The sequence below is a fragment of the Micromonospora sp. NBRC 110037 genome (genome assembly GCF_001652995.1).
Taxonomy (GTDB): Bacteria; Actinomycetota; Actinomycetes; order Mycobacteriales; family Micromonosporaceae; genus Micromonospora; species Micromonospora chalcea.
In genome coordinates, this window is the sequence record NZ_BBVA01000011.1 from 121,829 (window position 1) to 144,749 (window position 22,921).

A 22,921-nucleotide genomic window follows, 5' to 3' on the forward strand; every position below is an offset into this window, starting at 1 on the left:
GGCGTCCTTCGGGGGCGGCGGTGGAAACTAGCGGTGGGAGTTTGGACGCTACTCCGGACCGCCGACCCGTTCCAGCGGGGCGACGGTGGCCGCGTACTCGGCGGCGAGGCCGTGCAGCAGCGCGTCCAGGCCGAGCGCGAACGCCCCCTCGTCCACGCTGCGCTGGTGGCCGGCGAGGCGGTGCGCCTGGTTGAGGTGCGGGTGCGCGGCGTAGAGCGAGGGGTCCTCGACGAAGCCGCGGGCGAACGAGCCGAGCGCGGACCCGGCCACGAAGTAGCGCATCGCGGCACCGATGTGGGTGGCCCGCGCGGGCGGCCAGCCGGCCCGGACCAGCGCGCCGTAGACCGCGTCGGCCATGGCGAGCGCGGCCGGACGGCGGCCCGGCCCCTGCGCCAGGTACGGCACGATGTTCGGGTGCGCGGCCAGCGCGGCCCGGTACGAGCGCGCCCAGCGGCCGAGCGCGTCGAGCCACTCGTACTCGTCGAAGACGCCGATGTCCACGGTCGCCGCGACGCCGTCGGCCACCGCGTCGAGGATCTCCTCCTTGGTGGCGAAGTGGTTGTAGAGCGAGGGGCCGCGTACGCCCAGCGCGGCGGCGAGCCGCCGGGTGGAGAGCGCGTCCAGCCCGTCGGCGTCGATCAGCGCCAGCGCGGTCTCGACGATCCGGTCGCGGGTGAGCAGGGCCTGTCGGGGTCGGGGCACCTGATCATCATCCTCCTTTCGACATCGGGTCTGGACGCGGGAAAACTTCCAGCGCTAGTTTATAGCCAGTCGACCTGAGGGGGAACCGTGGACTTCGCACTGTCCGACGAGGAACGCGCGATCCGGGACACCGTTCGCACGTTCGTCACCCGCGAGGTGATGCCGCTGGAGGCGGAGGTGCTGCGCCGCGAGCGCGCCCACCAGCCCGGCCTCGACCGCTCCGAGCTGCGCGAACTGCAGCTCAAGGCGAAGAAGTTCGGCTTCTGGGGGCTGGCCACCCCGGAGGAGTACGGCGGCATGGCGCTGCCGGCGGTCATGCAGTCGCTGATCTGGACCGAGCTGGGCCGCACCTTCGTGCCGTTCCGGTTCGGCGGCGAAGCCGACAACATCCTGTTCCACGCCACCGAGGAGCAGAAGCGCGAGTTCCTCATCCCCACCATCGAGGGGGAACGGATCTCCTGCTTCGCCATCACCGAGCCCGGCGCGGGCTCCGACGCGGCGAACATCAAGCTGCGCGCCCGCCGCGACGGCGACGACTGGATCCTCGACGGCGAGAAGACGTTCATCACCAACGGCAACGACGCCGACTTCGCCATCGTGGTCGCCGTGACCGACCCGGAGAAGGGCGCCCGCCGCGGCGGCGCCACCGCCTTCCTGGTGGACCGCGCGATGGGCTGGCGCTCGGAGTTCATCCAGACCATGGGCGAGGGCGGCCCGGCCTCGCTGATCTTCGACGGCGTACGGGTGCCGCACCGCAACATCCTCGGCGAGATCGGGCAGGGCTTCACGCTCGGCATGGAGTGGATCGGCAAGGGCCGCTACACCATCCCGTCGCACGCCGTCGGCATCGCCGAACGAGTCCTCCAGATGGCGATCGACCACGCCAACACGCGGGAGACGTTCGGCGCGCCGATCGCCACCAACCAGGCCATCCAGTGGATGATCGCCGACTCGGAGACCGAACTGGAGGCGGCCCGCTGGCTGATCCTGCGCTCGGCCTGGACGGTCGACCAGGGCCTCGACCCCCGGCACGCCTCCTCGATGGGCAAGCTCTACGGCGCCGGCATGGTCAACCGGGTGGTGGACCGCGCGCTGCAGATCCACGGCGGCATGGGCTACACCCGCGAGCTGCCGATCGAACGCTGGTACCGGCAGGTCCGGCTCTACCGGATCTTCGAGGGCACCGACGAGATGCAGCGGCTGATCATCTCCCGGGACCTGCTGCGCGGCTACACGAAGATCGGCGGCCACCTGGCCTGAGTGGCCTGGGCGGTCGCCGGGCGGAGCCGTCAGCCGGTCAGCGCCTCGACCGCCCGGTCCACGTCCTCCTCGGTCGTGTACAGGTGGAACGAGGCGCGGACCCGGCCCGCCCGGACCGCCGCGCGCACCCCGGCGCGGGCCAGCCGTTCCTGCGCGTCCGGCACGTCCACGGAGACGATCGCGCTGTCGCCGGGCGGGCGGCCCAGCCCGGTCAGGAACCGGTTGGCCAGCCCCACGTCGTACGCGCGCACCTCCTCCGGATCGAGGTCGGCGAGCAGCTCCAGCGCGGGCGCGGCCCCGACGTAGCACAGCCAGGACGGGGAGATGTCGAAGCGCCGGGCGTCGTCGGCCAGGCGCAGCGGCAGTCCGTAGTAGGAGGCGTGCGGGTCCTTGCCCGCGAACCACCCGGCCGCGTCCGGGCGAATCCGCTCGCGCAGCTCCGGCGCCAGGTAGGCGAAGGCCGCGCCGCGCGGCGCCATCAACCACTTGTACGCCCCGACCACCACCGCGTCCGCCCGGTCCGCGGCGAACGGCAGCCACCCGCACGCCTGCGTGGCGTCGACCACCACGACGGCGCCGTGCGCCCGGGCCGCCGCGACGATCTCGTCGTACGGGGCCACGACGCCGTCGGCGGACTGCACCACGCTGAACGCCACCAGGTCGGTGCCGGCGTCGATCGCGTCGACCAGGCCGGCCAGCGGCACGGCGCGGACCCGCACCCCGCGCTCCTGCTGGACGAGCCAGGGGAACAGGATCGAGGTGAACTCGCTCTCGGGCACCACCACAGTCGCACCCTCCGGCAGGCTCGCCGCGATCGGCGCGACCAGCTGAGACACGGCGGAACCGATGCTCACGTCGGCGGCGTCCACGCCGGTCAGCCGGGCGAACGCGGCCCGGGACCGGTCCACCGACTCGTCCCACACCTCGAACGACACCCGTCCGCCCCGCCAGTCGGCGAGCACCCGCTGCACGGCGTCCCACACCGGCTCGGGCGGCAGCCCGTAGGTGGCGGTGTTCAACCAGCCCGGTTCCGGCTGCCACAACTTCCGTGCCTGCTCCAGCTCCATGCCCCCGACGCTAACCACCCCCACCCCACCCCCGACACCACCAATCCCACCCCCGTGGCCCCCGCACCGCCCACCCCCACGCCCGCCCCCGCCCGGCCCGCCCGACCCCGGCGATCTTGCACTTTCGGCCCCGGCGAATCGGGGCAAACAGGCCCTCGGTGGGGCCGAAGCTGCAAGATCGCGGCAGAACGAGGGCGTTGGGGGCGGCGAGATGTACAAAATCGCGCGGCGGAACGAGGGCGAGGGGCGGAACGTGCAAGATCGCGGGGCCAGGCGGGGGCACCAACGCACCAACTCCCCGTCCCGTCGATCATGAAGTTGGCGGCGACAAATCGGACGTCAGGTGCCGTCAACTTCATGATCGACGCGGTGGGGTGGGGAGGGTCAGGGGGGTGGGGGGAGGTTGGGGAGTGCGGCAGTGAGCTCCTCGCGGACCCGGGGCAGGGGCCAGGTGACCAGGTCTCGCAGGGAGTGGTGGCGGCGCAGGTGTCGTACCACGGTCAGGCCGACCAGGTAGCCGCACCGCTTGGGCAGGCCGCCGGCCAGCGGCGAGTCCCGCATCAGGAAGTACGGGGCGTGGTGCTCGACGTCGGTGGCGTCGAAGTCGGCGCGGACCCGGCGCAGGATCTCCGGCCACCGGCGGCGGCACTCGTCGAGCCACTGCCGGTGGCCGGGCCGGCCGAACCAGAGGTACTCCTCGTCCGGCCGCCCGAGGTCCAGCTCCGCCGTCACCTGGGTGGCGAGCCCTTCGGTGAACAGGGCGTTCGCCACCCCGTACTCGGGCCAGTCGCGGATCGCGGCGCCGCGGTCGTGCACCACGTGCGCGGCCTCGTGCCGTACCAGCAGGTCGAGATCCTCGGGCGGGCCGAGCTGTTCCACGGCGAGGAAGAGCGCGTACCTGCCGTTCAGCTCACCGGCCCAGCCGTTGGCCTGGTTGCGCCCGACCAGCACCACGCACTCGACCGGCCCGCCGTCGCCGGACCAGCCCAGCGCGTCGGCCACCGCCGCGACGCCGCCGGGCAGCAGCGCGCGTACCGTCTCGGCTCGTGCCGCCAGCTCGGTGGCGCGGTCGCGGAGCCCGTCCAGGGCGGCGGCCACGCCGGCGGCGTCGGACCAGCCGCCGTCGCGGCGCAGCGCCCGGACCACGTCCGGGTGCCCGGCCAGGTAGCGGGAGGTCCACGGCGGGCCGGACCGTTCGGCGCGGGCCAGGAAGTCGGGCACCAGGTCACGGACGAGCAGCAGGTCGGTGGGCGGCATCCGCACGATGCTGCCCGGCCGCGGCGCGGCGGGCAAGACCGCGACGGTACGGGGACAGCTCCGCATCTGAAGGAAGTCTTCACGAAACCGCCCTTCGACGCAAGGTATCGACATAGACGAACGTCACGCTATAAGGTGCGGCGAACCGGCGACGGGAGCCAGTCGCCCCATGCAGTCGACGAGGAGTGACGTGACAGTTCGGAGACCCTCGCGCCGGGTGAGCCACCTGCTCGGCGGAGCCGTGATCCTCATGATCGGCCTGACCGGCCAGCCGGCCCACGCCGCGCCTGCGCACGGCGCTCAGCCGCTCGCCGCGCCACCGCTCGCCGCGGCCTTCGACCGGGCCGCCGCCGGCTCCGACGTGCCGCGCGACCTGCTCGCCGCGCTCGGGTACGCCGAGACCCGCCTGGACGGTCACGGCGGGCAGCCCAGCGCCTCCGGCGGATACGGCGTGATGCACCTGACCAGCAACCCGAAGGTACGGACGCTGGACGAGGCCGCACGCCGGACCCGGCTGGACCGGGCCGACCTGCGTACCCGGGACGCGGCGAACGTGGCCGGCGCGGCGGCTGTGCTGCGCTCCTACGCCGACGAGGCCGGGCTGACCGCGGCGCAGCGCGACGACGTCAACCAGTGGTACGGCCCGATCGCCCGCTACGGCGGCTCGACGGACGCGGCCACCGCCCGGCTGTACGCGGACGCCGTGTACGACCTGCTCGCCCGGGGCTTCATCGCTACCACCGCCGGCGGCGAGGTCAGCGTGGACGGCCGTCCGGTGGCGCCGCAGCGGGGCCGGTACGCCGCCGTGGCGCCGCTGGGCACCGGCGACTTCGGCACCCTGAGCACCGACTACGGCCCGGCCGCATGGGTGCCGGCCAACTCGTCCAACTACACGGTCTCCAGCCGCGAGTCGGCGTACCCGGTCAACTACATCGTCATCCACACCATGCAGGGCAGCTACGCCGGCTCGATCAGCTGGTTCCAGAACGCCGCCGCCGGCACCAGCGCGCACTACCTGCTCCGCTCCTCCGACGGCGCGGTGACCCAGATGGTGCGGGACAAGGACATCGCCTGGCACGCCGGCAACTGGACCTACAACACCCAGTCGATCGGCATCGAGCACGAGGGGTACGTCGACAACGCCTCCTGGTACACCGACGCGATGTACCGGTCGTCGGCGGCGCTGACCCGCTTCCTGTGCGACAAGTACGGCATCCCGAAGACCCGCACCAACATCATCGGGCACAACCAGGTGCCGGGCGCCACGCACACCGACCCGGGGTCGAACTGGAACTGGACCTACTACATGCAGCTCGTCACCGGCGGCACCACTCCCCCGCCGACCGCCTGGTCGACGATCGTGGACAACACCACCGCCGGCCGGTTCACCGCGAGCGCCAACTGGGGCACCTCGACGTACTCGGCGCAGCGCTACGGTGCCGACTACCGGTACGCCAACCCCGTCGCGGCCAGCGACACCGCCTGGTACAAGGTGAACATCCCGGCGACGGCCACCTACCGGGTGGAGGTCTGGTATCCGGCCGTCGCCGGCTACAACACCTCCACGCCGTACATCGTCGCGACGACGAGCGGCAACCAGACGGTAGCGGTGAACCAGGGCGCCAACGGCGGTGCGTGGCGGTCACTGGGCACCTTCACCCTGGCCGCCGGTGACGCCAACAAGGTCGGTGTCAGCCGGTGGTCCGGCAGCACCGGGTACGTGATCGCCGACGCCGTCCGCGTCACCCGCGTCTAGCCGGCACGTCCCCGCTCGGCCCGGTCAGCTCACGTTGGCCGGGCCGAGCACGCTCTTCAGGTCACCCATCAACGCAGTGGTCGGCGCGACCCGGAACGGGCCGAGGCGCAGCGTGGTGACCTTGCCGCCGTTGAGCAGCTTGACGTGCACCTCGGTGTCGCCGGGATGCAGCACGAGCGTCTCCTTGAGCCGTTCCACCAGCGGCGGCGTGCAGCGGTGCACCGGGATGGTGAGCGTGACCGGCTTGTTCGCCGGGTTGCTGGTGACGTCCGGCATGGACATGTCCATCGCCATGATGCGCGGGGTGTCGTCGCGCCGGTCCACCCGGCCCTTGACCACCACGATCGCGTCCTCGGCGATGTACTGGCCGATCACCTCGTACGTGTTCGGGAAGAACAGCGTCTCCACGCCGCCGGCCAGGTCCTCCAGGGTGGCCGACGCCCACGCCCGGCCCTGCTTGGTGACCCGGCGCTGCACGCCGGAGAGGATGCCGGCCAGGGTGACCACCGCGCCGTCGGGCACCGTGCCCTCCTCCGACAGCGCGGCGATGGTGGTGTCCGCCGCCGCGCCGAGCACGTGTTCCAGACCGAACAGCGGGTGGTCGGAGACGTACAGGCCGAGCATCTCGCGCTCGAACGCGAGCTTGTCGCGCTTGTCCCACTCCCCCTCGCCGATGACCGGCATGACGGTGGTGGTGCCGCCGGTCTCGGACTCGCCGAAGCCGGCGCCGAACAGGTCGTACTGGCCGACCGCCTCCTTGCGCTTGACGTCGGCGTACGCGTCGATGGCGTCGGCGTGCACTGCGAGCAGGCCCTTGCGCGGGTGGCCGAGCGCGTCGAACGCCCCGGCCTTGATCAGCGATTCGATTGTCTTCTTGTTGCAGACCACGGCGTCGACCTTGGACAGGAAGTCGTAGAAGTCGGCGTAGTCGCCCTTCTCCTCGCGGCACCGCATGATCGAGGCGACCACGTTCGCGCCGACGTTGCGTACCGCGCCGAGACCGAAGCGGATCTCCTCGCCGACCGGGGTGAACGGCCCGGCCGAGGTGTTGACGTCCGGCGGCAGCACCTGGATGCGCATCCGGCGGCACTCGGACAGGTACATCGCCATCTTGTCCTTGTCGTCACCGACGGAGGTGAGCAGGGCGGCCATGTACTCGGCCGGGTAGTGCGCCTTGAGGTACGCGGTCCAGTAGGAGACCAGGCCGTACGCGGCGGAGTGGGCCTTGTTGAAGGCGTAGCCGGCGAACGGCACCAGCACGTCCCACACGGCCTGGATGGCCTCGTCGGAGTAGCCGCGCTCGCGGCAGCCGTCCCGGAACGGGATGAACTCCTTGTCCAGGATCTCCTTCTTCTTCTTGCCCATCGCCCGGCGCAGCAGGTCGGCCTGGCCGAGCGTGTAGCCGGCGAGGATCTGCGCGGCGCGCTGCACCTGCTCCTGGTAGACGATCAGGCCGTAGGTGGGCGCGAGGATCTCGCGCAGCGGCTCCTCCAGCTCCGGGTGGATCGGGGTGATCTCCTGGAGGCCGTTCTTGCGCAGCGCGTAGTTGGTGTGCGAGTCCACGCCCATCGGGCCGGGCCGGTAGAGCGCCAGGACGGCGGAGATGTCCTCGAAGTTGTCCGGCTTCATCAGCCGCAGCAGCGAGCGCATCGGCCCGCCGTCGAGCTGGAACACGCCGAGCGTGTCGCCGCGGGCCAGCAGCTCGTACGCCGGCTTGTCGTCCAGCGGCAGGCCGAGCAGGTCCAGCTCCCGGCCGTGGTTGAGCTGGATGTTCTTCACCGCGTCGTCGATGATCGTCAGGTTGCGCAGGCCGAGGAAGTCCATCTTCAGCAGCCCGAGCGACTCGCAGGTCGGGTAGTCGAACTGCGTGATGATGACACCGTCGGAGTCACGCCGCATGAGCGGGATGTGCTCGATGATCGGCTCGGCGGACATGATGACGCCGGCGGCGTGCACACCTGTCTGCCGGATCAGGCCCTCGATGCCCTTGGCGGTCTCGATGACCTTCTTGACGTCCGGGTCGGACTCGTAGAGGCCACGGATCTCGCCCGCCTCGGCGTAGCGGGGGTGCTTCGGGTCGAAGATGCCGGACAGCGGGATGTCCTTGCCCATCACCGCCGGGGGCATGGCCTTGGTGATCCGGTCGCCGACCGCGTACGGGTAGCCGAGCACCCGGGCCGAGTCCTTGATCGCGGCCTTCGCCTTGATCGTGCCGAACGTGGCGATCTGCGCGACCTTGTCCTCGCCCCACTTGTCGGTCACGTACTTGATGACCTCACCGCGCCGGCGCTCGTCGAAGTCGATGTCGACATCGGGCATGGAGACGCGCTCGGGGTTGAGGAACCGCTCGAAGATCAGGCCGTGCGGGATCGGGTCGAGGTCGGTGATGCCGAGCGCGTACGCCACGAGCGAGCCGGCCGCCGAGCCACGCCCGGGGCCGACCGCGATGCCCTGGCTCTTGGCCCACTGGATGAAGTCGGCGACCACGAGGAAGTACGACGGGAAGCCCATCTGGATGATGACGCCCAGCTCGTACTCGGCCTGGACGACGTGGCCCTCGGGGATGCCGTTGGGGAAGCGGCGCTTCAGCCCGGCGAAGGTCTCCTTGCGGAACCAGGACTCCTCGGTCTCGCCCTCGGGGATCGGGAAGCGCGGCATCAGGTTGTGGAACGTGAACATGCCGGCCGGGTCGACCTTCTCGGCCACGAGCAGCGTGTTGCGGCAGCCCTGCTGCCACAGCTCGGAGGAGTCGACGGCGCGCATCTGGTCGGCGGACTTGACGAAGTAGCCGCCGCCCTCGAACCGGAACCGGTTGGGGTCGGCCACGTTGCTGCCGGTCTGTACGCAGAGCAGCACGTCGTGCGCCTCGGCCTGCGCCTCGTGGGTGTAGTGCGAGTCGTTCGTGACCACCGGCGGGATGTCGAGCTTGCGGGCGATCTCGGTGAGCCCGTCGCGGACGCGGCGCTCGATGTCGAGGCCGTGGTCCATGATCTCCAGGAAGTAGTTGTCCTTGCCGAAGATGTCCTGATAGGCGGCGGCGACCTTGAGCGCCTCGTCGAACTGGCCCAGCCGCAGCCGGGTCTGCACCGCGCCGGACGGGCAGCCGGTGGTGGCCATGATGCCCTGGGCGTGCTCGGCGATCAGTTCCATGTCCATCCGGGGCCACTTCACGTAGTGGCCCTCCATGGAGGCGCGGGAGTTGAGCTTGAACAGGTTGTGCAGGCCGTCGCGGTTGGCCGCCCACATGGTCATGTGGGTGATCGCGCCGTTGCCGGAGACGTCGTCGCTCTTCTGCTCGGGGCGCCCCCACTTGACCCGCGCCTTGTGGAAGCGCGACTCCGGCGCGACGTACGCCTCGACGCCGAGGATGGGCTTGACCCCGGCGTCCATGGCCTGCTTGTAGAAGTCGTTCGCGCCGTGCATGTTGCCGTGGTCGGTGATCGCCACCGCCGGCATGCCGAGCCGCGCCGCCTCGGCGAAGAGGTCCTTGAGCCGGGCCGCCCCGTCGAGCATCGAGTACTCGGTGTGTACGTGCAGATGCGCGAACGAATCGCCCATGCGTGGCGCCCCCCGGGTTGTGGATCAAGCTGCGTCGGAGTCGACCGACCCACCCTACCGAGGTGATCTCGCGGGCTCCACCGTCCGCGCCGGGCGTGGCCCGGGTCTCTCCGGCCGGCCGGTGTGCGGCACGCGATGTTCTTCTCTATTGCAATGGTGTGTGGCACACACTATCGTGTTGAGCATGGTCAGCGAAGAGGTCCTCCGGACCCACCTCCAGGAGCTACGGCGCGGCACTGTCGTGGTGGCCAGCCTGGTCGCCCTGCGCCGCCCCGACTACGGATACGCCCTGCTGCAACGGCTGGCCGCGCACGGCTTCGCGGTCGACGCCAACACGCTCTACCCGCTGCTGCGCCGGCTGGAGGACCAGGGCCTGCTGACCAGCGAGTGGAACACCGAGGAGAGCCGGCCGCGCAAGTTCTACCGGACCAGCGACGACGGCGAGTCCGTCCTGAACCGCCTGCTCGACGACATGACCGCGGTGCGGACGTCCGTCACCGACCTGATCGAAGGAGCGGAACGATGAGTTCCCTGACCGACCGTTACGTCGCCGCCACCATGCGGGCCGTGCCCGCGCAGCGCCGCCTGGAACTCGCCGAGGAACTGCGCGGCTCCATCGCCGACATGATCGACGACCGGACCGCGGGCGGGCAGGACCACGCCTCCGCCGAACGCGAGGTGCTCACCGAGCTGGGCCACCCGGAGAAGCTCGCGGCCCGCTACAGCGACCGCACGCTGCAACTCATCGGCCCGCGCTACTACCTGACCTGGTGGCGGCTGCTGCGACTGCTGCTCACCTGGATCCCGGCGATCGTCGGCGTGCTCTCCGGCGTCACGAAGGCGCTCGTCGACGGCGAGCCGGGCGCGGCGATCGGCGCGGCGATCGTGGCCACCATGCAGACCGCGGTGCAGATCGCGTTCTGGGTCACGCTCGTGTTCGCCGTGCTGGAACGCACCCGCACCCCGCTCGGCCTGCCCGAGTGGACCGTCGACCAGCTCCCCGAGGAGACCCGGGAACGGCAGATCAACCACTCCGACAGCATCGCCTCGGTGGTGTTCCTGCTCGCCACCATCGGCCTCCTGATCGGCCAGCACTTCCAGCGCTGGACCACCGACGACGGCACCCGGCTGCCGGCGCTCGACCCGGCGCTCTGGAGCTTCTGGCTGCCGGCCCTGATCGTGGTGCTGCTGGCCACCGTCGGCCTGGAGATCGCCAAGTACCGGTCCGGCCGGTGGACCTGGCCCCTGGTGGCGGTCAACGCGGTGCTCAACGTCGCCTTCGCCGCCCCGGTGCTCTGGCTGCTCGCCACCGACCGGCTGCTCAACCCGGAGCTGGTCGAGCGGTTCGCCTGGCTGCGCGACGGCGGCACCGTCGAGTTCGCCCGGGTGGCGGGCGCGGTGGTCGTGCTGGTCGCGATCTGGGACGTGATCGACAGCGCGGTCAAGGCCGGCCGCGCCGCCTGAGCCACGCCCGGCCCGGCACGCCCCGTCGAGGGCGTGCCGGGCCCTTCCGGGTACGCAGGCAGTCAGGCCGCCGCCCGCCACTCCCGGGCCAGCAGCGCGTAGACCACCTCGTCGGTCCACTCCCCCTTGACGAACTCGTTCTCCCGCAGGTGCGCCTCCCGGCGCATGCCGAGCCGCTCCAGCAACCGGGCCGAGGCGGTGTTGCGGGCGTCCAGCCGGCCGACGATCCGGTGCAGGCCCAGCCCGTCGAAGCCGATCCGCAGCAGTTCCCGGGCCGCCTCGGTGACGTACCCGCGGCCGGTGTGCGCGGGATGCGCCACGTACCCGATCTCGCCCTGCCGGTGCTCCCCGCTGGTCCAGCTCAGCAGCACGTCGCCGACGAACTCGCCGGTGTCCGCGACCGTCACGGCGAGGTTGAGCACGTCGCCGGGGGCGCGCAGCGCGGTCCGCCGGACCAGCCGCTCGATCGCGGCCCGGGCGGCGCCGTCGTCGTACGGCTCGTGGTAGAGGTAGCGGGTGACCTCCGGGCGGCCCCGGTAGCCCCGGAGCACGGCCACGTCCGCGGCGGTGAAGGCGCGCAGCAGCAGACGCTCGGTACGCAACGGCAGATCAGGCACGAACACCCCGGCAGGCTACGTCGGCACTGTCGTCCGGCCCACCCGATTACGCCCCGGCCACCGCGACGGCCCGGTCGGTGGCATGGTCGTACGGTGAGCACCGCACCCACCACCGCCTGGCGCCGGCCGGCTCCCACGGCGGCGCAGTTCCGCGCCGACCTCTGGGTCGGGCTCGCGGTCACCGTGCTGGCCCTGTTCGAGCTGACCCTGGCGTACAGCACCGGGGCGTTCCTGCTCGGGCCGCCGCCGAGCGTCGCCGAGCAGGTCTGGTGGACCGTCGCGGTGACCGCCCCGCTGGCCGTACGGCGGCGCTGGCCCGCCACCGTCGCGGTGATCGTGGCCGTCGCCTTCGTCGCCGGGCAGGCGCGGGCGGTCCCGCTGGCCCAGATCCCGTCGGGCGCGCTGTTCGCCGCCCTGTTCACGCTCGGCGCGTGGGGCACCGACCGGCGGCTGGCCGGGCGGCTGCGGGCCGGCATCATCGTCGCGATGTTCGCCTGGCTCTGGCTGTCCCTCGCGTTGCGGGCCGACCAGATCTCCGCTGCCTCCTTCGCCGACGCCGCCGGCCCGGTGCCGCCGGTGCTCGCCGCAGTGGTGAACGGTGTGCTCTACAACGTGCTGTTCTTCGGCTTCGCCTACTACTCCGGGCAGACCGCCTGGGTGGCCGCGCGCCGCCGGCACGAGCTACGCGAACAGGCCGAGCAGCTGCGCCGCTCCCAGGCGGAGGCGCGCGAGCGCGCGGTGATGGGCGAGCGGGTCCGCATCGCCCGCGAACTGCACGACGTGGTCGCCCACCACGTGTCGGTGATGGGCGTGCAGGCCGCCGCGTGCCGGCGCGTGTTCGACCGGGACCGGGACAAGGCGCGTACCGCGCTGGCCGCCATCGAGCAGACGGCCCGCACCTCCGTCGACGAGCTGCGCCGGATGCTCGGCGTGCTGCGCGACCCGGACGCCGCGGCCGGCGCGGTCACCGCGCCGGAGGACACCGCCGGCATCGACCAGGTCCGCGCGCTCGTCGACCGGGCCCGGGAGACCGGGCTACGGGCCGACCTCGGGGTGTACGGGGAGCCGGTGCCGCTGCCGCGCTCGGTGTCGCAGGCGGCGTACCGGATCGTCCAGGAGGCGGTGACGAACGTGGTCAAGCACGCCCACGCCACCACGCTGGACGTGCGCATCCGCTATCTGGCGAGGGAGTTGGAGATCGACGTGAGCGACGACGGGCAGGGCGGCGCGCCGGCGGCCGGGACCGGGCTCGGCCTGATCGGCATGCGGGAGCGGGTCGCCGCCCACGGCGGTGAGGTGGAGGCCGGGCCGCGCCCCGGCGGCGGGTTCCGGGTCCGGGCCCGCATGCCGCTGCCGGTCGAGGCCGCCGGGCGGGCGGCGTGAACGCGCCGGTACGGGTGCTGCTCGTCGACGACCAGCACCTGGTCCGGACCGGTTTCCGGGTCATCCTGGAGGTCGAGGACGACATCGAGGTGGTCGGCGAGGCCGCCGACGGGCAGCGCGCCGTGTCGATGGCGTCCGCGCTGCGGCCGGACGTGGTGCTGATGGACGTGGAGATGCCGGTGCTCGACGGGCTGGAGGCCACGCGCCGGATCACCGCCGACTCGACGCCGGGCGGCCCGGCGGTGCTGATCCTCACCACGTTCGACCGGGACGACTACCTGTTCGCGGCGCTGCGCGCCGGGGCGAGCGGCTTCCTGCTGAAGAACGGCACCCCGGAGGACCTGGTCGAGGCGGTGCGGGTGGTGGCGCGCGGCGAAGGGCTGATCGCGCCGGCGCTGACCCGGCGGGTGATCTCCACGTTCGCCCGGCCCGGCGGGGCGCCGCCGGACCCCCGGCACGACGCGGCGACGGCGGACCTGACCCCGCGCGAGCGGGAGGTGCTGGAGCTGATCGCGAGCGGCGCCAGCAACGCCGAGATCGCGGACGTGCTGCGCGTCGGCGAGGCGACGGTGAAGACCCACGTCAGCCGCGTCCTGGCCAAGCTGGGGCTGCGCGACCGGGTGCAGGCGGTGGTGTTCGCGTACGAGCACGGGGTGGTCCGGCCCGGCGGATGACGCCGGTCCGTCGCAGGGCGGACCACGTGATCGTTCCGCGGTGGGACGACGGGTGCGGGCGCCGGCCGTAGCGTCGGGATCATGACCAGCGTGCTCCGCCTCGACGGCGTCGACCGCAGCTTCGGCGGCCGTCAGGTGCTCAAAGACGTCTCCTTCGACGTGACCGCCGGGCGCATGACCGGGTTCGTCGGCGGCAACGGCGCCGGCAAGACCACCACCATGCGCATCATCCTCGGCGTGCTCGCCCCGGACGCCGGGCAGGTCACCTGGCGGGGACACCGGCTCACCCGGGAGGACCGGGCCCGGTTCGGCTACATGCCCGAGGAACGCGGCCTCTACCCGAAGATGACGCCCCGCGAGCAGGTGGTCCACCTCGGCCGCCTGTACGGGCTGGACGCCGCCGGGGCGCGCCGCCGCACCGACGCGCTGCTGGAGCGGGTCGGTCTCGGCGAGCGGGCCGACGACCTGCTGGAGACGCTGTCGCTGGGCAACCAGCAGCGCGCGCAGATCGCCGCCGCGCTGGTGCACGACCCGGAGGTGCTGATCCTGGACGAGCCGTTCTCCGGGCTCGACCCGCTCGCCGTCGACATGGTGGTCGCGGTGCTGCGGGAACGTGCCGCCGCCGGAGCGCCGGTGCTGTTCTCCAGCCACCAGCTCGACGTGGTGGAGCGGCTCTGCGACGACCTGGTGCTCATCGCCGGCGGGACGATCCGGGCCGCCGGCGCCCGCGAGGAGCTGCGCGCCGCGTACACGTTGCCCCGGTTCTCGCTCGTGGTGGACGGCGACGCCGGCTGGCTGCGGGACCAGCCCGGCGTGCGGCTGGTCGACCTCGACGGCGCGCGCGCCGTGTTCGAGGTGGACCCGCCCGCCGACGACCAGGCGGTGCTGCGCGCGGCGCTGGAACGCGGCCCGGTACGCGCGTTCGGCCCGGTCACCCCGTCCCTCGCCGAGATCTTCCGAGAGGTCAACCAGTGAACACGTTCCAGGCCACCCGGCTGGTCGCGGCCCGCGAGATCAAGGTCAAGGTCCGCGACAAGACGTTCCTCTACAGCACGCTGATCTTCCTGCTGCTCGCCGTCGTGGCCACCGTGGTGCCGGCGATGCTGAGCAGCGGCCCGTCCACGGTGGCGGCGACCGCGGCCGGCGCCGAACCGCTGCGCGCGGCCGGGCTGGACGTCCTGCTGGTCGCCGACGACGGCGCCGCCGAGCAGGCGGTACGCGACGGCGACGCGGACGCCGCGGTGGTGGCCGGTCCGGTGGTGGTCGCCGACGAGCGGGCCCCGGACGACGTGGTCGCCGCGCTCAGCGCGGCCCCGGAGGTGAAGCTGCTGGACCCGGACGCGGTGGATCCGCTCGTCGCGTACCTGGTGCCGTTCGCCTTCGCGTTCGTCTTCTTCTTCATGTCCCAGACGTTCGGGTTGCAGATCGCGCAGAGCGTCACCGAGGAGAAGCAGACCCGGATCGTGGAGATCCTGGTGGCCGCCGTGCCGGCCCGGGCGCTGCTGGCCGGCAAGATCCTCGCCGCGGGCGCGCTGGCGCTGGGGCAGATCACGCTGATCGCGGCGGTCGCGCTGATCGGGATGCGCCTGACCGACGGCGGTGACCTGCTGGGCCTGATCGCGCCCGCGATCGGCTGGTTCGTGCCGTTCTTCCTGTGCGGCTTCCTGCTGCTGGCTGCGATGTGGGCGGCGGCCGGCGCGCTGGTGAACCGGCAGGAGGACATCGCCGGGGCGTCCACCCCGGTGCAGCTCGCCGTGATGGCGCCGTTCTTCGCGGTGGTGTTCCTCAACGACAACGCCACCGCGATGCGGGTCCTGTCGTACCTGCCGATCTCCGCGCCCACAGCGATGCCGGTACGGCTGTTCACCGGTGACGCGGCGACGTGGGAGCCGTTCGTGTCGCTGGCGCTGCTGCTGCTCGCGGCGGCCGGGTTCCTGCTCGCCGGGGCCCGGGTCTACGAGGGCTCGCTGCTGCGCACCAACGGGCGGACCTCGGTGCGGGCGGCGTGGCGGCAGCGCGAGCCGATCGGCTGACGACGGCATACGCCGAGCGCCGGCCACCCCGCAGCGGGGAGCCGGCGCTCGGCACGTCGGACCGGGGTCAGCCGACCGCGGCCATCACCTCGTCGGACACGTCGGAAGACACGGTTTCACAACCGCCCTTCCGGGGTGCCACCCACACAAACGGCCCGGCCGGTGCTGGAACACCGCCGGGCCCTGGTCCGGGAGGTCCCCCCGAACATGCACAACCTTACGCCCGCCGCCGCTCTGGCGGTGCGAGCCCTTGAACCGTTCCGCCCCCGCAACCGCGCTGAGGCTGCCGCCCTGCTCTCCGGGTGGGCCCGCCGGGACACCCTCACCCCCGCCGACGTGCGGGCCGTGCTCGCCACCTACCGCACCCGGGGCGGTGCCCGATGAGCGCCGCTGTGAAGGAAGCTCTCAAGGCGTCTAAAGACCTCCGCCCCAACGAACGGCTTGTGTTGGTCGCGCTGGCGGCGCACACCAACCGTGACGGCGACGCCTGGCCGTCCGTGGCGACGATCGCTGAGTACGCGGGTGTCTCTACCCGAACCGTGCAGCGGGCCCTAGCGAAGTTGGTTCAGCTCGGCCGCCTGGCCGTCCGCCAGGTGGCGAACGTGGCTACCCGGGTTTACCGCCTGGTGACGGCTCAGCCGTCCGGGGGTGACAACCAGCGCCAGGGGGTGACGAACGGCAGCCCCGGGGGTGACAGCCCTATGGTGTCGCCCGAAGTTGGGAAGCCCAATGAGAAGAACAACCGCGCTGGCGCGCGTGACTGGCGTCGCTTCCTTCCGAAAAACAAAACCCCTCAGCAGCAGCGGCCCTACGGGTACCCGGAGCGTCGAGGGGCCGCACTGCCGCCTGAGCGGAACGCGGAACGTTGCTCCCGGCACGCCGGGGAGCTAGCCCACAACTGCCGTTGCTGCCGCTCTGAGGCTCTGGCTGGTGGCCGATGAACGCCCGCCGTCTGGCCTCCCTCGCCGGAACCATTGCCGTCACCGTGGTTGCCGCTGTCGGCAGCTATGACCACATGCGGACCCTGGCCCTTGAGGCGGGCCAAACCCCTTTGCTGGCAACGATTCTGCCGCTGTCGGTAGATGGCCTAATCCTGGTCGGCACCCTGGCGCTAGGGGACGGTAGGCGGTCCCGCTGGTCGGCGTGGCTGGCCTTCCTGGTCGGCGTAGCCGCTTCCCTGGCCGCCAACGTGATCGTTGCCGACCCTGACCCGGTTTCCCGTGTCGTTTCCGCGTGGCCCGCCGTGGCCCTGCTCCTGACTGTCGAGGTGCTGGCCCGGTCCGGGAAGGCTTCCCCCGTTGTTCCGCCGGAACCTGTTGCGCAGCAAGCCGTACCGGCCCCTGACGGCCCGGAGGAACCCGCCCCTACCGCCACCCCTGCTGACGCCCCGGAGGGGCCCACGGAAGCCCCTAGCGGCCCGGTGGAGCGGCCCCGGAGGGTCCGCCGTCCGGTAGCGGAAACCCGGAAGCTTGCAACCGCCATGCTGGCGGACGGGGCAACCCGGGAACGTGCGGCGGAAGCTCTCGGGATCACTCCCCGGAGGTTGCGCCAGGTGTTGAACGCTGCCGCGTAGCTCACTCTGCGCACGGGCCAGCACTAACCCTATGCAACTACCGGCAATGGCCCGATAGGCTGCGCCAAGATTGAACGCCGCTCAGGGAGGATCATCGTTGAGGGTTGTTCGGGATTCCCCCAGGGTTTGGGTCAGCACCATTGAGCCGCCCGTTACGGCTGCCGCCCTGGCAGAGCTGGTCGCCCAGGTACCGCCGGAGTCTGTGCTCACCGAGGTTTGCTACACCCTGACCCGGACCTCTTCGCCACCTTTGAGCTAAGCCCGATGGCCCAGGCTTACTGACCAGGCCAGACGCCCCGGGTCCGCTTGGGCCAGGAGCCCCCTGCCACGCCGGGGCGTCCCCTGGCCCAAGCTGGACTCGTCGACTAACCTCTTTCCATCGGCCGTGATGGGAGGCAGATTGCGGTTCCTTGACCTCATGGGCCACGTAGCCGACGTATCTGCGCTCCCCATCGCGGTGGCCGGATTCGGGATAACGTTCTGGCAAATCAAGCGGACACGCAAGGTCGCGGAGGCCGCACGCGACTCCGCCGTTGCCGCTCAATCGGCAATTCAGCGGAGCAACTTGCTGGTCCTCATCCCCCAACTGCTTGAGATCGAGGCGAAGCTAGAACGGGCAGCGAAGGACGGCATGGAGGAAGTCATCACGTCAAACTTGCGGGCTTGGCGGTGGCAAGCGGGCCAGGTCAAGGGGCTCCTTGAGAAGGCCGGCGGCGCTGCGCCGACATTGCTAACTGCGCTCCAGGATTCCATCGCCGCTGCCGCTCAACTTCAAACTGAGTTGGTGGGCGTGACTGCCGTAGACTGGCCCGCCGCAACGCTTGACGTTCGGGGAGCAATTGCAGGTGTTACGAATGAGCTGGGCGCGCTCTCGGCTGCGCGAAGCACTGAGACGGGAGGTGTCTTGAGTGATTGACGAAGGAAGGGCCAAGCGTCTTACTCGGCTCGTCAAGCTCCTATACGACCGGACCACGAGCGGAGAAATTGAATGGAAGGTCACCCGGAACATCTGGGGTAGGCGGATCTTCCGGTCTTCCACGCCGACGTACACCGTCACCCTGAAAAGCGGAGGGATGACTTATTCGATTAACGTCCGTGACGGCAGGGGCGACATGATCCTCGAATATGAAGCTGGGAGCCTTGCCGGTCCCACAATCCCTGGACTCGACCGGGACATCGAGCGGCTGTACAAGGCGGTGTTTGAGTCCGCCATTGATGTGGACGGCGCGCTTGATGAGATCATCCACGACTTGGAAGGCCGATAAGCCGGGCCGCTCGCTCCCTCGATCTGGAGGGAGCCAACTCCAAGTATGACGGATATCCGACACGCCGCCTGGTCCCGTTTGCCGATAGGATAGTCGGCTCGGTGGCTGACGCGACCCTTGGGGTGACATGGTGAAGAGGATTAGCCCTGGAGCTTTTCCGGCACTCAAGGAAGCCCTTACCTGTGTGTATTGGTACAAGGCCGATTTAATGAGTTTCCTCCAAAGTGCCCTGTCAGCCAGCCCTGAGGTGTTGGCGACGATCAACTGGCGTGACTACAAAAGAAACATTGTCAGTCACATCGTTGACGTAATGGCGAGGCGCGAGGATCAGTACCAAGGGCAACTCCTTAGTCTCATGAGCCGAGTCGCCGAAGTGTCAGACTTCAGCCACCTGGACAGGCTGGACGATGGCGCACAGAAGGCAGCGAAAGCCCGCGACGCGGTAGAGGCATTGCGGAAGTGGATCACACCGCACGAAGAGCAGCTTGCAGAACTGCGAAGGGCAGAGGAGCGCCGACGCGAGACGTATGAAGCATCGCTGCGGAACCAGGGCGTTCGGGAGAAGCTAGAAGAGCTGAAGGCCCTCTTCTATGAGGTGGTAATGCCCAGCGAGCCGCACGCGAGGGGCTACAAGCTTGAGAAGATCCTGAGGGATCTCTTCGACCTCTTCGACCTGGACCCTAAGGCTTCCTTCAGATCTAACGGCGAACAGGTGGACGGCGCGTTCACCTTCGATAACACGGACTATTTGCTTGAGGCCAAATGGGAAGCGGGCCAGATCGACACGCCCGATCTTGCCTTCTTCAAGGAGAGGATCGGCCGGAGGCTCGAGAATACCCTTGGCCTCTTCATTGCAATGAATGGCTTTACCGCCCGGGCTATCAGCCAATTTTCGACGAACCGCCCGGTCATGTTTCTGATGGATGGGAGCGACCTCATGGCGGTCGTTGATGGCAGGATCGATCTTGGCGAGCTGCTGTTGAGAAAGCGCCGCCATGCCGCACAGACAGGTGAGATCTATCTGCCCGTGTACAAGATTCTGACCGAATAAGGGCAGATTAGGATGCTCCTGAAAGCTCTGGACCAGGGCAATTGCAAGTATAAACAGTTTCATGGACCGGGTGAGGTGTTGATGAGCGGCCTGTCGGAAGAAGCTAGGGAGTACATCCGCCAGCAGGGCCGGGAGTGGGCCCGCAACAACCCGGACCCCGTGCGGGACGCTGAGGTTGCCCGCTTACTCCGGCAGCTCCGCCCCCGCACGACCAGCGGGCAGCAGACCGGCGAGAAGGATGACTGCCCGTAGGGCACCTCATACGCGAATAGCCCCGGGCTCCGTTGACAACGGAGCCCGGGGCATTTGGTCAGCTAGCCGCAGCGACAATCAGCCGCACGGCGCTACGGTCATTGCTCTTAACACCGGCGATCCGATATCCAACCTTCCAGTTGGTGATGTCCTCGTTGAACTCGACATCATCGGAACGCGAAAGGCGCACGTCCTGGCGCAGACCAACCATGATCTCCCGAGCATCTGCCAGAATGACCTGGCGAGCGCCAAGGTTCGGCGCGGGCAGAATCGGAACACCCCAAGCGGCACGGGCCGGATCAGTACCGGCCGCACCATTCAGGTAATGCCCGTCAGCAGCGGCACGCTCAGCCACCAGGCCGGGCCACTGGTCCATGGACGCCCAAATCACGGTAGGCTCACCACCGGCCGCGAGAATCGCGGCGTACTCGGCAATCAGGTGGTCGTGGGTAACCTGCTTCTTGCCAGCGGCAAGGTTAACGGCAGTGCTGTTAGCGGCGTTTGTGATACCCAGCATTTCACGCGGATCCGCCGTAGCGCCCGCACCCTGGAAAGCGTCAGAATCGACGGCCGCAGCGATCCGCTTAATCAGCGTGCTCGCAACCAGGTTCTCAACGTTAACCGAAGAGTCCTGGATGAACTCGAAAGTAGCGCGGACGCGCTCGGAGTACTTGACCGGCCGAAATTCGAGCGGAGAAAGCGTGATTTCCGTGACGGGGATGGTCGCGCCTTCCTTAACAACGCCGGCGGAACCAACCCCACCGTTCGACTGAGGCACAATGAAAGCCCCACCAGTGAACGGCTCGATAGAGAGCCCGGGGGCCCGGAGGAACGCCGAACGGGCAGTCAGAAGCTCCCGGTACCGCGCGGCAACCTTGGTCGGTACGGCAGCCTCGCCCGTGGTGGTGGTGTCGAGCAGGGCCCGCCACTCACCGGCAGTCGGAAGCAGCCCGTTACGCCACTCGGTACGCTTGCCGCCCTGGCCGCCACTGGCCGCCAGGGCGGCGGCCCGGCCGATCAGCTCCCGGCTTTCGACCTCAATTTCAGCCGCCCGGATGTGGCGGTCAGCCTCAGCGCCGAGCGAAGCAATCTCAGCGTTAATCCGCTGGGTACGCTCCGCCTTAACCTCAACGGTCAGCGCCGAATCCTCATGCACGGCCTTAAGCTGCTCGAACAGGGCAGCCCGCTTCTCAAGGGCAGCGTTAGCAGCCGCAAGGTTCGGATCGTCAGTCTTAAGCAATGTGATAGCTCCCGTTCTAGGCATGAAAAAAGCCGTCCCGATCGGGACGGCTAGGGTTTGTTATTCAGTTATGCGGCGTATCTCGGGTTCACTTGGCGTGCAGGGCATCAACAGCAGCGCACGCAATCAGCGCGTACACGCGCGACCAGTCACCGTTAGCCTCAGCCATCACCTCGGCCCGCCAAGCGAACTCGGAAACAATCGCCTCAATGTCGCTAGCGTCCAGCTCCCGGAAGGCCTCGGTAAGCTTCTCCATAGTTGCAACTCCTCCCCAACAGGAAAGGGCCCGGCCGTCGAAACGGCCGAGCCCTTCATTCATGGATTACACCTATGCTTTTAAATCCGTCACGTACGACCAGCCATCGGGGAAGGCTTCAAGGAACGCCAACACCTCCTCGGAAGCACGGACAACACCCCGCGTTCGTAGGCCGGTCCGGTTGTGCCGCCGCTGCACAGGGCTTCCCGCACGCCGAGCCCGCTGGTTGTCCGCCTCCCGGAGTTCCTGGCAGGCGGCGCTACACAACTCTTGCGGCCGTCCACGTCGGGGCGTCCCGCCATCGAACCGCTGAGAGCACACCAGGCACCTACGCCAACGGCCCGCCCGGTTGCGGGCCCGCTGCCACGCGGCCCGCCGCCGCCGGTGCAGAGCCTCACGGGCCGCCAAGGCGTCCAGCCAGGCAACGCACATGTCCCCGTCTAGCGGGTGCCCTTCCTGGCACCCGGAACACCAGCGATAAGCCTTCATCGGCTCACCTCGTCCAGCAGCCGCCGCCACTGCTCCCGCTCCGCCTGACCGTCGGCACAGAAGTCCCACGCATCAAGCCAAGCAACAAGGAAGTCCTCATAGACGCGGCCCCACGGGGCCCGGAACGGGCTAGCCTCGGTCTTTCGCTAATTGTTGATCAAGGCTTGTCGGCGTCCTGTTGATCTTCTCGGGATGGCCCGTGGTGGTGTGGGCATGGTGGTGGCCCGGCGCGTGGCCGGGTTCCTCCGAGGGTGCTCGGCGGGTCGGGGTGTCGGGTTCAGGTGATCGGTCGGGGTAGCGCGGCGAGGCGGTTGAACGCTGTGACGAGGTCGTCGGCCCAGGGCCAGTGCTGGGCGATGCGTAGCCGGGTCTGGCGGGCCGAGCGGGTGAGTCGGGCGGCGACGTGGAGTAGCCGGTAGCGCAGCTTCTTGGGTTCGGCTGCGGCAAGTTCGCCGTCCAGAAGTAGCAGTTGGGTCCAGGCGAGCAGGTCGATGCCGGTGAGGGCGACTTCCAGCCAGGCGGCGTTGATGGCGAACACGCGGGAGGGGAATCGGCCGAAGCCGGTGTCCTTGCCGCAGCGGATGCGGTCCTCGACGCGGGCGTGACCGCGGTGGCGGGCCTCCAGGTACTGGATGGCGCCGTGGCCGGGTGGGGTGTCGGTGGCCAGGACCTGGTGTCGCATGCCTTCGATGCTGTCGAACAGGCTCAGTTGCGCGCCGGGATGCGGCCGTTCGCGGCGCACGATGAACCGGGTTCCGGCCGGGAAGCCGTCGGCGGGGACCAGGCCGGTCAGTTCGGCCACGTGGGCGCCGTCGCGGGGTTCGCCGTCGGTGTCGAGGGCGGGCACCCACGTGCCGTGCTGTTTGGCGTGCAGGATCGCCTGCCGGATCGGTTCGGTGATGGCGACTCCGACGGAGAACGTGGTGTCCACTGCCTGCTTGCGCAGGTCGCGGATGTGCGCGAGGAGCCCTTGGGTGCAGCCGGCCGAGTCGGTGCGGATCAGGATCGGGGTGCCGTGCCGGTG

22 protein-coding genes are annotated in these 22,921 nt (G+C 69.9%); 14 read left to right on the top strand and 8 right to left on the bottom strand.

What is annotated here, in order from left to right:
* Positions 1-48 precede the first annotated feature (48 nt).
* A complete protein-coding gene (locus A4R25_RS27185; protein ID WP_043324983.1) occupies positions 49-702 on the bottom strand; it encodes a TetR/AcrR family transcriptional regulator in 654 nt (217 codons plus the stop codon).
* 87 nt (positions 703-789) lie between these two features.
* Here A4R25_RS27185 and A4R25_RS27190 point away from each other — a divergent pair, with 87 nt between their 5' ends.
* A complete protein-coding gene (locus A4R25_RS27190; RefSeq protein ID WP_043324984.1) occupies positions 790-1,962 on the top strand; it encodes an acyl-CoA dehydrogenase family protein in 1,173 nt (390 codons plus the stop codon).
* A gap of 29 nt (positions 1,963-1,991) precedes the next feature.
* Here A4R25_RS27190 and A4R25_RS27195 read toward each other — a convergent pair whose 3' ends face one another.
* Entirely contained in the window at positions 1,992-3,029 is a 1,038-nt protein-coding gene (locus A4R25_RS27195; protein WP_064448533.1) for an aminotransferase class V-fold PLP-dependent enzyme, read from the bottom strand.
* A gap of 384 nt (positions 3,030-3,413) precedes the next feature.
* Positions 3,414-4,322, bottom strand: a complete 909-nt coding sequence (locus A4R25_RS27200; RefSeq protein ID WP_231915647.1) for a hypothetical protein — start codon at positions 4,320-4,322, stop codon at positions 3,414-3,416.
* Between the two features lie 769 nt (positions 4,323-5,091).
* On the opposite strand from A4R25_RS27200, the gene A4R25_RS32260 reads away from it, so the two are divergent.
* A complete protein-coding gene (locus tag A4R25_RS32260) occupies positions 5,092-6,042 on the top strand; it encodes an N-acetylmuramoyl-L-alanine amidase (RefSeq protein ID WP_373888019.1) in 951 nt (316 codons plus the stop codon).
* A 24-nt stretch (positions 6,043-6,066) separates the two neighbouring features.
* Here the strand turns inward: A4R25_RS32260 and dnaE are convergent, their stop codons facing one another.
* A complete protein-coding gene (dnaE, locus tag A4R25_RS27210) occupies positions 6,067-9,600 on the bottom strand; it encodes a DNA polymerase III subunit alpha (RefSeq protein WP_064448535.1) in 3,534 nt (1,177 codons plus the stop codon).
* A 184-nt stretch (positions 9,601-9,784) separates the two neighbouring features.
* On the opposite strand from dnaE, the gene A4R25_RS27215 reads away from it, so the two are divergent.
* Positions 9,785-10,126, top strand: a complete 342-nt coding sequence (locus A4R25_RS27215) for a PadR family transcriptional regulator (RefSeq protein WP_043324991.1) — start codon at positions 9,785-9,787, stop codon at positions 10,124-10,126.
* Positions 10,123-11,064 (top strand): permease prefix domain 1-containing protein, encoded by a 942-nt coding sequence (locus tag A4R25_RS27220; protein WP_064448536.1) that lies wholly within the window; start codon positions 10,123-10,125, stop codon positions 11,062-11,064. The genes A4R25_RS27215 and A4R25_RS27220 overlap by 4 nt, the downstream gene beginning before the upstream one ends.
* A gap of 62 nt (positions 11,065-11,126) precedes the next feature.
* Here A4R25_RS27220 and A4R25_RS27225 read toward each other — a convergent pair whose 3' ends face one another.
* Positions 11,127-11,687, bottom strand: coding sequence for a GNAT family N-acetyltransferase (locus A4R25_RS27225; protein ID WP_064448537.1), 561 nt, complete (start codon positions 11,685-11,687; stop codon positions 11,127-11,129).
* A gap of 87 nt (positions 11,688-11,774) precedes the next feature.
* Between A4R25_RS27225 and A4R25_RS27230 the strand changes: the two genes are divergently transcribed.
* The 10 genes from A4R25_RS27230 to A4R25_RS27270 all read left to right on the top strand — a co-directional run bounded on the left by A4R25_RS27230 (position 11,775) and on the right by A4R25_RS27270 (position 19,660).
* Positions 11,775-13,064 (top strand): sensor histidine kinase, encoded by a 1,290-nt coding sequence (locus tag A4R25_RS27230; RefSeq protein WP_043324994.1) that lies wholly within the window; start codon positions 11,775-11,777, stop codon positions 13,062-13,064.
* Positions 13,061-13,738 (top strand): response regulator transcription factor, encoded by a 678-nt coding sequence (locus A4R25_RS27235; protein ID WP_043324995.1) that lies wholly within the window; start codon positions 13,061-13,063, stop codon positions 13,736-13,738. Before A4R25_RS27230 ends, A4R25_RS27235 begins: the two co-directional genes overlap by 4 nt.
* An 81-nt stretch (positions 13,739-13,819) precedes the next feature.
* Positions 13,820-14,713, top strand: a complete 894-nt coding sequence (locus A4R25_RS27240; RefSeq protein ID WP_043324996.1) for an ABC transporter ATP-binding protein — start codon at positions 13,820-13,822, stop codon at positions 14,711-14,713.
* Positions 14,710-15,771 carry an ABC transporter permease gene (locus tag A4R25_RS27245; RefSeq protein ID WP_064448538.1) on the top strand — a complete coding sequence of 354 codons (1,062 nt, stop codon included), beginning with the start codon at positions 14,710-14,712 and terminating at the stop codon, positions 15,769-15,771. Before A4R25_RS27240 ends, A4R25_RS27245 begins: the two co-directional genes overlap by 4 nt.
* A 240-nt stretch (positions 15,772-16,011) precedes the next feature.
* Positions 16,012-16,155: a hypothetical protein gene (locus A4R25_RS31275; RefSeq protein ID WP_157539164.1), complete on the top strand. Its 144-nt coding sequence runs from the start codon at positions 16,012-16,014 to the stop codon at positions 16,153-16,155.
* On the top strand, positions 16,152-16,712 hold the full coding sequence (locus A4R25_RS32265; protein ID WP_082931155.1) for a helix-turn-helix domain-containing protein: 561 nt from the start codon (positions 16,152-16,154) through the stop codon (positions 16,710-16,712). Before A4R25_RS31275 ends, A4R25_RS32265 begins: the two co-directional genes overlap by 4 nt.
* Positions 16,709-17,344 carry a DUF2637 domain-containing protein gene (locus A4R25_RS27255; protein ID WP_064448540.1) on the top strand — a complete coding sequence of 212 codons (636 nt, stop codon included), beginning with the start codon at positions 16,709-16,711 and terminating at the stop codon, positions 17,342-17,344. Before A4R25_RS32265 ends, A4R25_RS27255 begins: the two co-directional genes overlap by 4 nt.
* 418 nt (positions 17,345-17,762) lie before the next feature.
* Positions 17,763-18,260 carry a hypothetical protein gene (locus A4R25_RS27260; protein ID WP_157539165.1) on the top strand — a complete coding sequence of 166 codons (498 nt, stop codon included), beginning with the start codon at positions 17,763-17,765 and terminating at the stop codon, positions 18,258-18,260.
* Entirely contained in the window at positions 18,253-18,609 is a 357-nt protein-coding gene (locus tag A4R25_RS31280) for a hypothetical protein (protein ID WP_157539166.1), read from the top strand. Before A4R25_RS27260 ends, A4R25_RS31280 begins: the two co-directional genes overlap by 8 nt.
* A gap of 127 nt (positions 18,610-18,736) precedes the next feature.
* Positions 18,737-19,660, top strand: coding sequence for a restriction endonuclease (locus tag A4R25_RS27270; RefSeq protein ID WP_082931156.1), 924 nt, complete (start codon positions 18,737-18,739; stop codon positions 19,658-19,660).
* Positions 19,661-19,970: 310 nt separating this feature from the next.
* On the opposite strand, the gene A4R25_RS27275 is transcribed toward A4R25_RS27270, so the two are convergent.
* The 3 genes from A4R25_RS27275 to A4R25_RS27280 form a co-directional block, all read right to left on the bottom strand.
* The gene (locus A4R25_RS27275; protein ID WP_197494975.1) at positions 19,971-21,152 is read right to left on the bottom strand and encodes a phage major capsid protein; all 1,182 of its coding nucleotides are present in this window, start codon (positions 21,150-21,152) and stop codon (positions 19,971-19,973) included.
* A gap of 88 nt (positions 21,153-21,240) precedes the next feature.
* A complete protein-coding gene (locus A4R25_RS31285) occupies positions 21,241-21,408 on the bottom strand; it encodes a hypothetical protein (protein WP_157539167.1) in 168 nt (55 codons plus the stop codon).
* Positions 21,409-22,174: 766 nt separating this feature from the next.
* Positions 22,175-22,921, bottom strand: a 747-nt coding sequence (locus tag A4R25_RS27280) for a transposase (protein ID WP_197494976.1), incomplete at its 5' end; no start/stop codon positions are given.